We start from the raw sequence: 13,577 nt of genomic DNA, 5'->3' as shown, positions 1-13,577 counted from the left end.
CGCCGTCACGTGCGAATCGCGCGAATGATGTCCAGCCGCGCGGCGCGCAGGGCCGGTACCAGCGCCGAGACGACGCCGATGAGAATGGCGGCCGCACTTCCGATGAGGGCCGCCGTGACGGGGAATTGAATTCCGCCGGAGAAGTCCGGCACCATGAACAGGGCGGCGTTGAATACGCCTGCCGACAGGAGCGTTCCAAGCAGGGACGAGACCGCCGTGAGGATGACGGATTCCCACAGGATGATGGCGAAGATGTGGGACTGGGACGCGCCGAACGCGCGGCGCACTCCGAACTCGTGGACACGCGACTGTATTTGCGAAAGCGTCAGGTTCATCAGGCCGATTCCGCCGGTGACGAGCGAGATTCCCGCAATGGCTCCGAGTACAGCCTGCAGGAGTTTGAGGATTCGCTCGTACGCGGAGAAATCGTCCACCCGCTGGACTCGTTCGCTGCCTGTAAGGCCAGCCGATGCCAGGTGGTGCAGAACAGCGGAGGTCACGTACTCGGCCTCCGACGGCGCGACGGTCAGAAGGATCTCGGCCGTCTCGGGAGCCGTGGACTCCGAGTACCACTTCCGCAGCGACCGGATGTCCGTGTAGGCGACCGGCTCGTTGCGGGAGTCGTCGACAACGCCGAGGACGATTCCCCGGGTCGGGGTGTCCGCCTCGATCGAGAGGCGGGAGCCCAGGGCGTTGTGGTCGACACCGAAGTGTTCGGCTGCCTCGGCGTTGAGGTAGAGCGGCGGAGCCCAGGGCTCTGCCTTCCTTTCCGGGAGCCACTGCCCGGCGAGGAGGTCCATGCGCTTGACGGACCCATAGGCCCCGTCGACACCCATGACCGTCACGCCGAGCGGCGGGACCGGAGAGGACGACACCGCATCGAGTTGCGCCTGGCGCACCTCCACACGTGATAGCGCCCGTACCCCCAGCTGCCTGATCCACGCCGCGTTGCGGTCCACCGATGGCCTGGACGCGGTCTGCTCTCCATCCGCCGTCAGATGGACCGAGAGGGTCGCGGGACGGCCGACCGTACGCTCCACCTGCTCCTGGACAGCGGCCCGTCCGAGGTCTCCCATGGCGACGACGGCCACCAGGGCCGCAACTCCGATCACCACGCTCAGCCCTGCGAGGAGCGAACGCACCCGGTGCACCCGCAACTCCTGCCAGGCGGAGGAGAGTAGGGGAAGGACACTGTTCACCGCATCTTCCCCTCCGGCACCAGAGGTGCCAACGTTCCTTCGTCGAGCCTGAGTTGTCGTTCGGTTGCGGTGGCATGCTGGGCGTCGTGGGTCACCAGGACGAGCCCGGCCCGCTGGGAGCGGGCCACGTCGAGGAGCAGGTCCATGACACTGTGGGCGGTCTCACCGTCCAGCGCCCCGGTGGGCTCGTCGGCGAGGACGTACCGCGGCCGGTGGACCAGCGCGCGAGCAATGGCCACTCGCTGCTGTTCACCACCGGAGAGGGTCTCCGGCATCGCGTCTTCCTTGCCGGTCAGGCCGACCCGGGCCAGCGCCTCGGCAGCCAGTTCACGGCGCTGCCGCCACAGTGCGCGGTCCCGAATGTGAGCGAGGGGCGTCCACACGTTCTCCAGCGCGGTCCGTCTGGGCAGCAGGTGGAACTGCTGGAAGATGAACGAGATGTGCCGTCCCCGGATCGTCGAGAGCTTGCGGTCGGGCAGGCCGAGCAGGCTCTGGCCGTCGAGTTCCACCTGTCCGCTCGTCGGCCGGTCGAGCAGTCCCAGGATGTTCAGGAGGCTGCTCTTGCCGCTGCCGGAGCGGCCCACGACGGACACCGAGTCACCCGGCGCCAGGTCGAAGTCCAGGTCCCTGATGAGATCGACGTGCCGCCCGTCGCCGAGGGGGATTGTCTTGGTGACACCCCGCAGAGACAGCGTCACCCGCTCTCCCCCACACCGGCGCCGACCAAGGCGTCCGCCACTGGATCCTGCACCTTCTCGCCGGCTTCGAGTCCCTTGGTCACCTGGGCCACGACACCGTTGACGACACCGACGACGACCTGCCGCTGCTTGCGGCCGCCCTGGTCGTCGACGACTGTGACGTGAGCCGATCCCACTGTTCCGGACAGCGCGCTGACCGGCACCGTAACCGCGTTGTCGGCGTGCCCGGTGGCCACCGCCACCTTGATCGGGAGCCCGGTGAACACCTTGACGGACGTGGGCACGGTGCAAGTGAACAGGACGTCACCGGAGGGGTCGGACGGGTCAGCGCCGACGGTGACGTCACCACAGGTGAAGGCCTCGGGACCATCCACGATCTTCACCTTGGCGGTACGCGGGGTGTCGATGAAGCGGTACAGGTGGGCCGGCGCGACAGTGGCCTGTGCGACATGGCGCCCGGACTCCTTCGCGATCCGACCCTCCATGGTGAGCACGCTGGTGACGTCGGCCGTACGGACCGTCACCACGGCGGGCTCGACATGGTTTTCGCCCTGTTCCTGGACAGGTACGCTCGCCTGGCCCTGCTGGGCCGTGCCCAACAAGGCCCAGGACGCAATGCCACCGATCACACCGAACAGCGCGGCCACGGCGGCGGGGCCGAGGCCGATGCGCCGCAGCCTCACTGGTAGTCGCTGCCTTCCTGCATGCCCTCGCAGTTGTCCCGGACGAATCCCTGGACTCCGCTCGGGTCACCCAGTTCCGCCGCGTCCTCGACGGACTGCACGACTTCCCGGTACGACTTGTCGTTGGCTTTGTAGGCCGGCATGTCATGCAGGACGACGAAGTGCTTCAGTGCCGTCGCCGCGGCCTTGTCGTCGGACGACTCGGTGCGATCGAGCCAGTACGCGTACCACTCGCACTGTGCCTCGTCCAGGACGAGGGCATCGGCCGATCCCGTCTGGTAGTGGTCGTCGTCCGAGCCCGACACCTCCGCGTTCCACTTGCCGCCGGGAGGCAGTTCGGTGTCCGCACGAAGCTTCTTGACCTCGGCGGTCACCTCCTGCTTGCTCTCCCAGCCGTCGGAAGCCTCAGACGTGCCGCCACAGGCGGAGAGTGCGGGGCCCATCACCAGGAGACAGGACAGGAGTACGTACTGGCGCGTTTTCATGCTTGCTCCACGCTGATCGTTCAGGCCGGGGCTGTCAGTAGTCGATCTCCCCGTACCAGACGTCCTCCCAGTCCGTTTCGATGAGGCCCTCCTCTTGGCGGGAGTTCCAGTAGAAGCAGCCGGAGCGGAGCCCCATGTACTTGGCCCCGGTGAACTCGTCGACCTGCTTGGTGCCGTAGGACCCGCCACCACCCTGACTCTTGGACGCGTAGTGGTACATGTCGTCGTCGTCAGGCGAACTCTGCACATCGAGAACGACGTCGCGCTGTGCGCACCGCTTGATCTTGTAGTGGGACCAGCCGTCGTCGTACACGGTGCCCGAGATCTTCTCGTCGATCACAGCCGAGGCCGGGGCCGCGCCGAACGTCAGCGTGGCGAGGAAGGCCGCACCGGCTGCGGCCATGGCAAAGGTAGCGCGCTTGCGCATGATTCCCCCTGCATGTGGTGGAACCGAGTGGTCACATCGGTTCACTTGGTGCGGCCGTGATCATGACACGAGGGAGTCTTTACTTCAACTCTCAATCTTCTGGCTCCTCTTCAGCACCCCATTGCGGACTACTTTGAGTTTTCACAGCCAGCCGCCAGGTCCGGCACAGCCCGCACCCACCCCCACCTCACACGATGCCCGGGTGACAGCAGCCACCGATCCCCACGCCCACCCGACCGTGCCCCCCGACGTGCCACCGCAGGCCCCACCGGCGGCCCCGCCCGCCGCACCCCCGGACAAGGCCCCCCGCTGGTCGCTCCCCGCGCTGATCGCGATCCTGATCCTGGCGGCGGTGCTGTACTCCTGGAACCTCTCCGGGTCCAGCCTGAACAGCTTCTACAGCGCGGCCGTCCTGAGCGGCACGCAGAGCTGGAAGGCGTGGTTCTTCGGGTCGCTGGACGCGGGGAACTTCCTCACCGTCGACAAGCCGCCGTTCGCCCTGATGGTCATGGGACTGTCGTGCCGGGTCTTCGGCTACGGCACCTGGCAGATGATGCTGCCGATGATCCTGGTCGCGCTGGCGACGATCTGGATCGTGCACGCCTCGGTGAAGCGGGTGTGGGGCCACGGCGCGGCGACGGTCGCCGCCCTGGTACTGGCCCTGACGCCGATCACCGTCGCCATCAACCGTGACAACAACCCCGACACCCTGCTGGTGTTCCTGATGACCGGCGGCGCGGCGCTCGCCCTGCGGGCCGTGCACAACGGCAAGTTGCTGCCGCTGGTCGGCTCCGCGGTGTGCTTCGGCCTCGCGTTCAACACGAAGATGCTCCAGGGCTACATCGCGCTGCCCGCCGTCTTCGCGGTCTACCTGTACGCGGCCAGGCCCAAGCTCGTGAAGCGGATCGTGAACCTGCTGATCGCGGGGGTGGCACTCGCCGTCTCCAGCTTCTGGTGGGCGGCGGCCGTCTCCCTCGTGCCCGCCGACGAGCGCCCGTACATCGGCGGTTCGACGGACGGCACGGCCTGGGACCTGATCATGGGCTACAACGGCCTCGGCCGGATCCTCGGCGGCGAGGGCAACGGCGGAGGCGGCGGTGGCGGAGGCGGAGGCGGAGGATTCTCCGGGACCGCCGGGATCGGGCGTCTCTTCAACGACATCCTCGGCGGCCAGATCTCCTGGCTGATCCCCTTCGCGGCCATCGCCTGCATCGGTGGTCTCATCCTGCGCGGGCGCGCCCCGCGCACCGACCTCACCCGCGCCGCACTGCTCCTCTGGGGCGGCTGGACCGCGCTGCACTACCTGACCTTCGCCATGGCCGAGGGCACGATGCACCCGTACTACACGACCGCGCTCGCCCCGGGCATCGCGGCTCTGTGCGGAGGCGGCGGCGTGATGCTGCTGCGCGCGTTCCGCGCCGACAAGCGGTGGGCGTGGGTGCTGCCGGCGGGCCTCGCGGTCACCGCGATCTGGGCCGTCGTACTCCTGCGGCGGGCCTCCGGCTGGAACACCTGGCTGTGGCCGGCGATCGCCGTCGTCATGGCGCCGGCGATCGTGGGGCTGCTCGTCTTCCGGTCCGCGTCCGGGAACCGGCTGCGGCTGCTGGCGGCCTCCGTGACGGCGGCGGTCGTCGCCGCGGTGGCGGGTCCGGCGGCGTACGCCTGGTCGGTGCCGTCCGGTTCGGGCGGCGGCATGGGCGGTACGAACCCGACGGCCGGGCCCTCGACGGGGAGCGGCTTCGGCGGCGGTCCCGGTGGGGGCGGTGGCGGCGGCCGGGGTGGCTTCGATGGCGGTGACGGTCAGATGCCGGGGGGCGGCACTCAGCAGGGCGGGCAGAACACCCAGGCCGGCGGCCAGAACGGGCAAGCCGGTGGTCAGTACGGCCAGAACGGCCAGGCTCCCGGCGGCACCGGCGAGATGGGCGGTACGCCCCCGAACGGCACCGGCAACAGCGGCATCGCCCCCGGCGAGACGGGCACCGGCAACAGCGGGGGAGGCAGGGCCCTGCGGGGCGGCATGGGCGGAGGCGGCTTCGGCGGAGGCGGCGGTATGGGCGGCGGCGCGAGCAGCGAGCTCGTCACGTACCTCAAGAAGCACCAGGACGGCGCCAAGTGGCTGCTGGCGGTGTCGAGTTCGCAGAGCGCGGCCCAGCTGATCCTGAGCAGCGGCGAACCCGTCATCTCCATGTGGGGCTGGTCCGGCTCCGACAACGCGATGACCCTGGCCAAGCTCAAGGAGCTGGTGAAGAAGGGCGAGTTGCACTACATCCAGCTCGGTGGCGGCGGCAGGGGCGGCGGCCCCGGCGGCGGCAGCGTCAGCTCCGAGGTCACGGAGTGGGTGCAGAAGAACGGGACGGCGGTGAAGGAGAGCGAGTACAGCTCGACTGCCGGCTCGGACACGGACGCGGAATCCGACTCCGGCTCGGACAACTCCTCGCAGACCAACCAGTCGACCGTCTACCGTCTGGACCCGTCGGACGTGAACTGACACCGGCCGACTCCACGCCCAACGGCCCCCGACCCTCCCGTCGGGGGCCGTTTCGCGCCCTCGACCGCCCCCACGGGGTGCGTCAACTCGCGTAGACAAGCCCCGATTTGCCGTTTCCCGTCACCCAATGGACACGCGCAAGCTCTCGACACGCCCGCATGTCCATGCCACTCTCCCGTTTGCCGCCTCCATTCAACCCGCGTAGATGGGACACCCCACATGCTGGCGACACGCACACGCCCCCGCTGGAAGTCAGTGGCACTGACGACGGCCGCCGTCCTGGTCGCTCTCACCCCGGCGCTGACGGCGACCCCGGCCGCGGCGACGACGACCGAGTACGACGACACGTACTACGCCGACGCGATCGGCAAGTCCGGCACGGCCCTGAAGGACTCGCTGCACACGATCATCAGCGACCAGACGACGATCTCGTACTCGGCCGTCTGGAACGCCCTGAAGGTCACCGACCAGGACCCGAACAACAGCAGCAACGTGAAGCTGCTCTACTCGGGCATCTCCCGCAGCAAGTCCCTCAACGGTGGCAGCACCGGCAACTGGAACCGCGAGCACGTGTGGGCCCAGTCCCACGGCGACTTCGGCACCTCGGCCGGCCCGGGCACCGACCTGCACCACCTCCGCCCCGAGGACGTGCAGGTCAACAGCATCCGCGGCAACAAGGACTTCGACAACGGCGGCAGCAGCTTCACCAACTCCGGTGGCAGCCTGACCGACTCCAACTCCTTCGAGCCCCGTGACGCCGTCAAGGGCGACGTGGCCCGCATGATCCTCTACATGGCCGTCCGCTACGAGGGCGACGACAGCTGGCCCGACCTGGAGCCCAACGACGCCGTCACCAACGGCAGCGTCCCCCTCCACGGCCGCCTCTCGGTCCTGAAGGCCTGGAACGACGAGGACCCGCCGGACGCCTTCGAAGAGCGCCGCAACGAGGTCATCTACGACAGCTACCAGGGCAACCGCAACCCGTTCATCGACCACCCGGAGTGGGTCGAGGCGATCTGGTAGGCGACCGAACCCTGTTCAGTCGCCGTAGCGCGCCAGGGGCCTCGTCGGCCCCTGGCGCTCTCGGTCACCACCTGTACAGCGGAATGACCTGCGCCGATCCGATGCCGTTGACCCGGCTATGAAGAAGATCAGCGCGCTCGCCGCGCTCACCATGGCAGCCCTCGTACTCGCCACCCCGGCCCACGCCGACGACGGCGACCGGGGCCGTATCAACATCGCCGGCTACTCCGCCGCCAACCTCTGCAGGCAGGCACTCGCGCTCGTCCCGGCAGCCGCACCGTGGACCGGCCCCGCGGTGGACGACGCCTGCTACGACCGCGACCACATCCACGACACGCGTGACCAGGGCCTCTGAGGTATCACCTCGTGAGGTGCGTCGGCGCGAACATCCGCAGCACCGCCGGGAGTACGACCACCGAAGGCCCCGGCTCGGACAGCGCCTTCGCCAGGTCGGCCTCCAGTGTCTCCGGGGTCGTACGCACCCCGGGGACGCCGAAGGACTCGGCGAGGGCCGCATAGTCCGGCCGCGTCAGCTCCGTCGCCGCCGCCGTCGCCTCGCCGAACGCGTCCGTCATGTACTCGCGCAGGATGCCGTAGCCGCCGTCGTCGACGATGAGCCAGGTGACGTTCAGGTCGTACTGGCGGGCCGTGGCGAGCTCGGCGATCGAGTACAGGGCCCCTCCGTCGCCGGACACCGCGAGCACCGGGCGGGTCGGGTCCGCGACCGCCGCGCCGAGCGCCGCCGGGAAGCCGTAGCCGAGGCCGCCGGCGCCCTGGGCGGAGTGCATGTGGTTGGGGCCCTTGGCGTCGAAGGCCGACCAGGCCCAGTAGGCGAGGATCGTCATGTCCCAGAAGGACGGGGAGTCGGCGGGGAGGGCACGGCGTACGGACGCCAACACCGCCTGCTCCAGGGTGAGTTCCTGGGCGGCGATGCGGTCGGCGACCTTGGCGAGCACCTCACGTACGCGTTCCCCGGCCCCCGGGTCCTCCCGCTCCGTCACCGTCTCCAGCAGCGCCTGCAACGCCGGCCGCGCGTCCGCGTGGATGCCCAGCGCGGGGTGGTTGGACTCCAGCTTGCCGAGGTCGGCCTCGATCTGGATGACCCGGCCGCGCGGCTTGAACGTGTGGTAGTTCGAGGAGAGTTCGCCCAGACCCGAGCCGACCACGAGGAGTACGTCGGCGTCCTCCAGGAAGTCCGTCGTGTGCCGGTCCTCGATCCACGACTGGAGGGACAGGGGGTGCTTCCAGGGGAACGCCCCCTTGCCGCCGGGCGTCGTGACGACCGGTGCCTGGAGCGCCTCCGCCAGCTGCCTCAGCTTGCCCGAGGCGTCCGCCCGTACCACTCCCCCGCCCGCGATGATCGCCGGGCGGGCGGCTCGCGACAGCAGGTCGGCCGCCACCGCCGTCAGTTCGGGGCGTGGCGGCAGCTCCTCGGGGAAGGCGTCGCCGCCCGTCACGACCGGGATCGACGTCTCGGCCAGCAGTACGTCCTGCGGGATCTCCACCCACACCGGGCCGTGCGGGGCCGTCAGCGCCGACTTCCAGGCCGCCTCGATGGCGGAGGGGATCTGGGACTGGGTGCGGACCGTGTGGACGGACTTCACCACGCCCCTGAACGATGCCGCCTGGTCCGGGAGTTCGTGCACATACCCATGCCTGCCACCACCCAGTCCCGCCGTCGGGACCTGGCTGCTGATCGCCAGGACGGGGGCCGACGCCGCGGCCGCCTCCTGCAGCGCCGCCAGCGAGGTCAGCGCCCCCGGGCCCGTCGACAGCAGCAGCGGGGCCGCCTCGCCCGTGATCCGGCCGTACGCGTCCGCCGCGAACCCGGCGTTGTTCTCCACCCGCAGGCCGATGTACCGCAGGTCGGAGCGCCGTAGCGCGTCGAACATGCCCAGCGCGTGCTGGCCGGGCAGCCCGAAGACCGTCGTCGCGCCGAGCGCCGCCAGCGTCTCCACGACCAGGTCCCCGCCGTTGCGGCCGGCGGGAGGGTTCAGAGCGGCGGCGATCTGCGCCTGCGTCGGGCGGAGCACCAGGTCGTGGTCGTGGGTCACTTGCCGTCGTTCTCCCTCCGGGCCGCCGCGATCTGGCGGGACATGATGGTGGTCAGTTCGTACGCCGTGTGGGACGCGGCCACCGACGTGATCTCGGCGTGATCGTACGCGGGCGCCACCTCGACGACATCCGCCGAGACCAGGTTGCAGGACGCGAGGCCGCGCAGGATCTCCAGCAGCTCGCGGGAGGTCATGCCGCCCGCCTCGGGGGTGCCGGTGCCGGGGGCGTGCGCCGGGTCGAGGCAGTCGATGTCGATGGAGATGTACAGGGGCCGGTCGCCGATGCGCTGGCGCAGCTGGTCGGCGACCTCGTCGGCGCCGCGGCGGTAGACGTCCGACGACGTGACGATGCCGAAGCCCATCTTCTCGTCGTCGGTCAGGTCCTGCTTGCCGTACAGCGGGCCGCGGATGCCGACGTGGGAGAGCGCCTCGGTGTCGAGGACGCCCTCCTCCACCGCGCGGCGGAACGGGGTGCCGTGCGTGTACTCGGCGCCGAAGTACGTGTCCCAGGTGTCGAGGTGGGCGTCGAAGTGGAGCAGGGCGACCGGGCCGTGCTTCTTGGCGACCGAGCGGAGCAGCGGGAGGGCGATGGTGTGGTCGCCGCCCAGGGTCATCAGGCGGGCGCCGGTGCCGATCAGGTCGTCGGCGGCGGCCTCGACGGTCTCGACGGCCTCGTTGATGTTGAACGGGTTGACCGCGATGTCGCCGCCGTCCGCCACCTGGGCGAGGGCGAAGGGCGAGGCGTCCTGTGCCGGGTTGTACGGGCGCAGCAGCCGGGAGGCCTCGCGGATCGCGTTGCCGCCGAAGCGGGCGCCGGGCCGGTACGAGACTCCTGAGTCGAACGGCACGCCGACCACGGCCACGTCGGCGCGGCCGACCTCGTCGAGGCGGGGCAGCCGGGCGAAGGTCGCGGGTCCGGCGTACCGCGGGATGCGGGAGGAGTCGACGGGGCCGCGGGGCGTCTCGTTGCCAGTCACTGTGAAATGCCTTCTTTTCTAAGCTTCCATCGCGTATGCGGGTTTTATGCCTACGCCTACGACTCTACGGGTGAGCCGGCACCGGTTCCGATGCGAGTCCGGGAGCCAACCTAGGTGTCCGGAAGGCGGCTGCGAAGTGTACGTTTCATCCATCCCGGGACGACTGGACGGAGGGAACGTACATATGCCGGAGCCGACCGTTCCCCCCACCCCGCCCGTAACGCTCTCGGCCCTCCTGGCCCGCGAGGACCTGGCCCTGCGCCAGATCGCCGGACCGACGGACGCGGACACGGTGATCCACTGGGCCCACACTTCGGAGATGGCCGACCCGTACCCCTACCTGCTGGGCGGCGAACTGCTGCTGACGGCGGGCGTGCACATCCCCGAGGCGGCGGGCTCGGGCACGTACTTCGACGACTACGTGTCCAGGATCGTGGCGGCGGGCGGCGCGGCGCTCGGCTTCGGGCTCGCCCCCGTGCACGACACGGTGCCGCGCGCCCTGGTGGCGGCGTGCGACGCGTACGGCCTCCCGCTGGTGGAGGTCCCGCCCCGGACGACCTTCTCGGGCGTGGCCCGCGCGGTCTGGCAGCTCATGGCCCAGGCCCGGCACGCCGAACTGCGCCGTGTGACGGAGGCCCAGCAGAGCCTGGCCGCGGCGGCCTCGCGCCCGGATCCGGTACGGGCGGTCCTGCGGCAGCTGGCTCAGCGGGTGGGGGGCTGGGCGGTGCTGTACGGGTCGGAGGGGGCGGTGGTCGCGGCGGCGGGGCGGGGGCCGCAGGAGGCGGTGACCGGGTCGCTGGCCGAACTCGCGGAGGTCGTACGTCCCTCGGGTCCGGGGACGCCCGCCTCCGCCACCGACACCGCCTCCGGCACCCACCTCGCCGCCTACGCCCTCGGCGCCGAGCAGGGCTTCGTCCTCGGCGTCGCCGCCCCGCACCGCGACCCCGGCGACCACACCATCGCCTCCGTCGCCGCCGTGCTCCTCTCCCTGCTCACCGGCGAGCACCAGAGCGGCTCGGGGACGGCCCGCTCGTCGGCGCTCGTACGGCTGCTGCTGGGCGCCGAGCCGCAGGCGGTGGCCCCGCTGCTGGGTGCCGACCGGTGGCTCGTGGTACACGGCCGCCCCGACACCCAGCCCTGCGACCCCGTGGCGGCCTCTGCGCTGGGCGCGGCGCTCGGCTCCCCGCTGGTCGACCTGGCGCGGGACGTCGTACGCGTCCTCGTCCCGGCGGACCGCGAACCGTCCCCGCTGCCCGGCTGGACCCTGGGCGTCAGCGCTCCCGCGACCGCCCAGGACTGGCCGGCGGCCGACACCCAGGCGGCCCGTGCCCTGTCCCGGGCGAGGGCCACCCGCACGCCCCTGTTCCGGCACGGCACCCACCGCCCGGCCCTGGTGGACCTGCTCTCCCCCGACGAGGCGCAGGCCCACGCCCGCACCCTCCTCGCGCCCCTCACCACGCCCCTCACCGAGACGCTGCGCACCTGGCTCTCCCTGCACGGCAGTTGGGACCGCACAGCCGTCGCCCTCTCCGTGCACCGCAACACCGTCCGGCAACGGATCGCCCGTTGCGCGGCGCTTCTCGGCACGGACCTGGACGACCCGGACGTACGGATGGAACTCTGGTTCGCCCTGCGGCACATCGAGCGGTGATCCGCACAGTGACCCGCGTCGCACGCGCACCGGACGCGGGCGTTCCCACAGTTGTCTGCCTCACAATGGGGACCATGCCGATACCCGGGACACCCAGCCGCGCCGAGCTCGTCGACCACCTCGTCAGAACCCGTATCGCGGGCGACGTCGCCACTCCCCGCGAGAACAACCTCTCCCACTACCGCAAGCTGGCGAACGGCGACCGCCACTACTGGCTCGGCCTGGAACTCGGCGACCGCTGGAGTGACGAGCAGGACGTCCTCGCGGTGATGGCGGAGCGCGTCGGGGTGAACGACGACGCGGAGCACCGCCACGGCCAGGACACCATCGACCCCGAGCTGACGGTGGCCGCGCTGGAGCGCATGGCGGCCCGCCTGCGCAAGGCGGCCGACGGGCAGCAGCGGGTGCTGTTCGCGACCGGCCACCCGGGCGGCCTGCTGGACGTCCACCACGCGACGGCGGCGGCGTTGCGCGCGGCGGGCTGCGAGATCGTCGTCATCCCGGAGGGCCTGCAGACGGACGAGGGCTACGTCATGCAGTTCGCCGACGTGGCGGTCCTGGAACACGGCGCCACCCTGTGGCACACCCACTCCGGCGAGCCGATGAAGGCCATCCTGACGGGCCTCGAACGCGAGGGACGCCCGCTGCCGGACCTGGTGGTCGCCGACCACGGCTGGGCGGGGTACGCCGGGCAGCACGGGGTGGACTCCGTCGGGTACGCCGACTGCAACGACCCGGCACTGTTCCTCGCGGAGGCGGAGGGGACCGTCCAGGTCGTGGTGCCGCTGGACGACCACGTCATCAGCCCGCGCTACTACGACCCGATGACGGCCTTCCTGCTGAGCGAGGCGGGTCTGGTCGAGTAGGGGTCGAGCAAGGGGTCGAGTAGAGGGTTGTGCTCGACCGCGTTGACCGGACACGTCCTTCGCGCGCCCGCGGAACGCGCGTGGGTGACTTTCCGGCCCCGAGATCAGTGAGCCGTCACCGCGGAATCCGGACCACGCCCTCCTGGATCACCGACACCGCCAGCTGCCCGTCCTGCGTGTAGATGCGGGCCTGTCCGAGGCCGCGTCCGCCGTGCGCCGACGGCGACTCCTGGTCGTACAGCAGCCACTCGTCCGCCCGGAACGGCCGGTGGAACCACATCGCGTGGTCCAGGGAGGCACCGACCACGTCTCCGACGGCCCAGCCGCCCCGCCCGTGCGCCAGCAGCACCGAGTCGAGGAGGGTCATGTCCGAGACGTACGTGGCGAGTACGACGTGCAGGAGCGGTTCGTCAACGGCGCCGTCCAGCTTGCCGTTGGTGCGGAACCAGACCTGGGAGTGCGGATCGCGGGGCTCGCCGAACCTGCCGTACGGCGGCTCGTCGACGTAGCGCAGGTCGACCGACTGGCGGGCCTCCAGGAACCGCTCCACCACCACCGGGTCGAGATGGTCGTAGTCGCGCAGCCGTTCCTCGGAGGTGGGAAGCGTCTCCGGGTCCGGCGCGGGCGGCATGACGGCCTGGTGGTCCATCCCCTCCTCGTGGACCTGGAAGGAGGCCGACAGGGCGAAGATCGGCTTGCCGTGCTGGACGGCGACGACGCGGCGGGTGGTGAAGGAGCGGCCGTCGCGCATGCGCTCCACGTTGTAGACGATGGGCGCGCCCGGGTCGCCCATGCGCAGGAAGTACGCGTGAAGGGAGTGGGCGTGGCGGTCCTCGGGGACCGTACGCCCGGCGGCGACCAGCGCCTGGGCCGCGACCTGACCGCCGAAGACACGCGGGACGACGGCGGAGCGGGACTGGCCGCGGAAGATGTTCTCCTCGATCTGCTCGAGGTCGAGCAGATCGAGGAGACCCTGTAGTGCCTGGTTCATGGCACCTTTTCTACTGACTGGTAATTTCGCGGTCC

At 70.6% G+C, this 13,577-nt stretch carries 13 protein-coding genes; 5 read left to right on the top strand and 8 right to left on the bottom strand.

The genetic code is table 11. From position 1 onward, the window contains the following. Window positions 1-5: 5 nt before the first annotated feature. Genes QQM39_RS29285 through QQM39_RS29265 form a run of 5 tightly spaced genes read right to left on the bottom strand, consistent with a single transcriptional unit; the run spans window position 6 to window position 3,492 of the window. On the bottom strand, window positions 6-1,142 hold the full coding sequence (locus QQM39_RS29285; RefSeq protein ID WP_302003764.1) for an ABC transporter permease: 1,137 nt from the start codon (window positions 1,140-1,142) through the stop codon (window positions 6-8). A gap of 53 nt (window positions 1,143-1,195) precedes the next feature. Continuing rightward, on the bottom strand, window positions 1,196-1,897 hold the full coding sequence (locus tag QQM39_RS29280; protein ID WP_302000549.1) for an ABC transporter ATP-binding protein: 702 nt from the start codon (window positions 1,895-1,897) through the stop codon (window positions 1,196-1,198). After that, a complete protein-coding gene (locus QQM39_RS29275) occupies window positions 1,894-2,580 on the bottom strand; it encodes a hypothetical protein (RefSeq protein ID WP_302000548.1) in 687 nt (228 codons plus the stop codon). Before QQM39_RS29275 ends, QQM39_RS29280 begins: the two co-directional genes overlap by 4 nt. Next, the gene (locus QQM39_RS29270; protein WP_302000547.1) at window positions 2,577-3,065 is read right to left on the bottom strand and encodes a hypothetical protein; all 489 of its coding nucleotides are present in this window, start codon (window positions 3,063-3,065) and stop codon (window positions 2,577-2,579) included. Before QQM39_RS29270 ends, QQM39_RS29275 begins: the two co-directional genes overlap by 4 nt. Window positions 3,066-3,099: 34 nt before the next feature. Beyond that, window positions 3,100-3,492 (bottom strand): hypothetical protein, encoded by a 393-nt coding sequence (locus tag QQM39_RS29265; RefSeq protein WP_274239138.1) that lies wholly within the window; start codon window positions 3,490-3,492, stop codon window positions 3,100-3,102. Between the two features lie 202 nt (window positions 3,493-3,694). Between QQM39_RS29265 and QQM39_RS29260 the strand changes: the two genes are divergently transcribed. The 3 genes from QQM39_RS29260 to QQM39_RS29250 all read left to right on the top strand — a co-directional run bounded on the left by QQM39_RS29260 (window position 3,695) and on the right by QQM39_RS29250 (window position 7,358). Next, the gene (locus QQM39_RS29260; protein ID WP_302000546.1) at window positions 3,695-5,980 is read left to right on the top strand and encodes a glycosyltransferase family 39 protein; all 2,286 of its coding nucleotides are present in this window, start codon (window positions 3,695-3,697) and stop codon (window positions 5,978-5,980) included. A 219-nt stretch (window positions 5,981-6,199) separates the two neighbouring features. After that, a complete protein-coding gene (locus QQM39_RS29255; RefSeq protein WP_302000545.1) occupies window positions 6,200-7,003 on the top strand; it encodes an endonuclease I family protein in 804 nt (267 codons plus the stop codon). A 118-nt stretch (window positions 7,004-7,121) separates the two neighbouring features. Further along, window positions 7,122-7,358 carry a hypothetical protein gene (locus tag QQM39_RS29250; RefSeq protein ID WP_302000544.1) on the top strand — a complete coding sequence of 79 codons (237 nt, stop codon included), beginning with the start codon at window positions 7,122-7,124 and terminating at the stop codon, window positions 7,356-7,358. Between the two features lie 4 nt (window positions 7,359-7,362). On the opposite strand, the gene QQM39_RS29245 is transcribed toward QQM39_RS29250, so the two are convergent. Then, on the bottom strand, window positions 7,363-9,057 hold the full coding sequence (locus QQM39_RS29245; protein ID WP_302000543.1) for a thiamine pyrophosphate-binding protein: 1,695 nt from the start codon (window positions 9,055-9,057) through the stop codon (window positions 7,363-7,365). Continuing rightward, complete coding sequence (gene speB / locus QQM39_RS29240; protein ID WP_302000542.1) at window positions 9,054-10,034, bottom strand: agmatinase; 981 nt, start codon at window positions 10,032-10,034, stop codon at window positions 9,054-9,056. Before speB ends, QQM39_RS29245 begins: the two co-directional genes overlap by 4 nt. A 184-nt stretch (window positions 10,035-10,218) precedes the next feature. Between speB and QQM39_RS29235 the strand changes: the two genes are divergently transcribed. Beyond that, window positions 10,219-11,685 carry a PucR family transcriptional regulator gene (locus QQM39_RS29235; RefSeq protein ID WP_302000541.1) on the top strand — a complete coding sequence of 489 codons (1,467 nt, stop codon included), beginning with the start codon at window positions 10,219-10,221 and terminating at the stop codon, window positions 11,683-11,685. Between the two features lie 74 nt (window positions 11,686-11,759). After that, window positions 11,760-12,551: a phosphatase gene (locus tag QQM39_RS29230; RefSeq protein ID WP_302000540.1), complete on the top strand. Its 792-nt coding sequence runs from the start codon at window positions 11,760-11,762 to the stop codon at window positions 12,549-12,551. A 115-nt stretch (window positions 12,552-12,666) separates the two neighbouring features. Here QQM39_RS29230 and QQM39_RS29225 read toward each other — a convergent pair whose 3' ends face one another. After that, entirely contained in the window at window positions 12,667-13,542 is an 876-nt protein-coding gene (locus tag QQM39_RS29225; RefSeq protein WP_302000539.1) for an acyl-CoA thioesterase II, read from the bottom strand. Window positions 13,543-13,577 lie beyond the last annotated feature (35 nt).

It is taken from the genome of Streptomyces sp. DT2A-34, from assembly GCF_030499515.1.
Lineage (GTDB): Bacteria > Actinomycetota > Actinomycetes > Streptomycetales > Streptomycetaceae > Streptomyces.
Note: the sequence above shows the minus strand (reverse complement) of the source record. Positions and strands in the feature narration are given on the sequence as shown.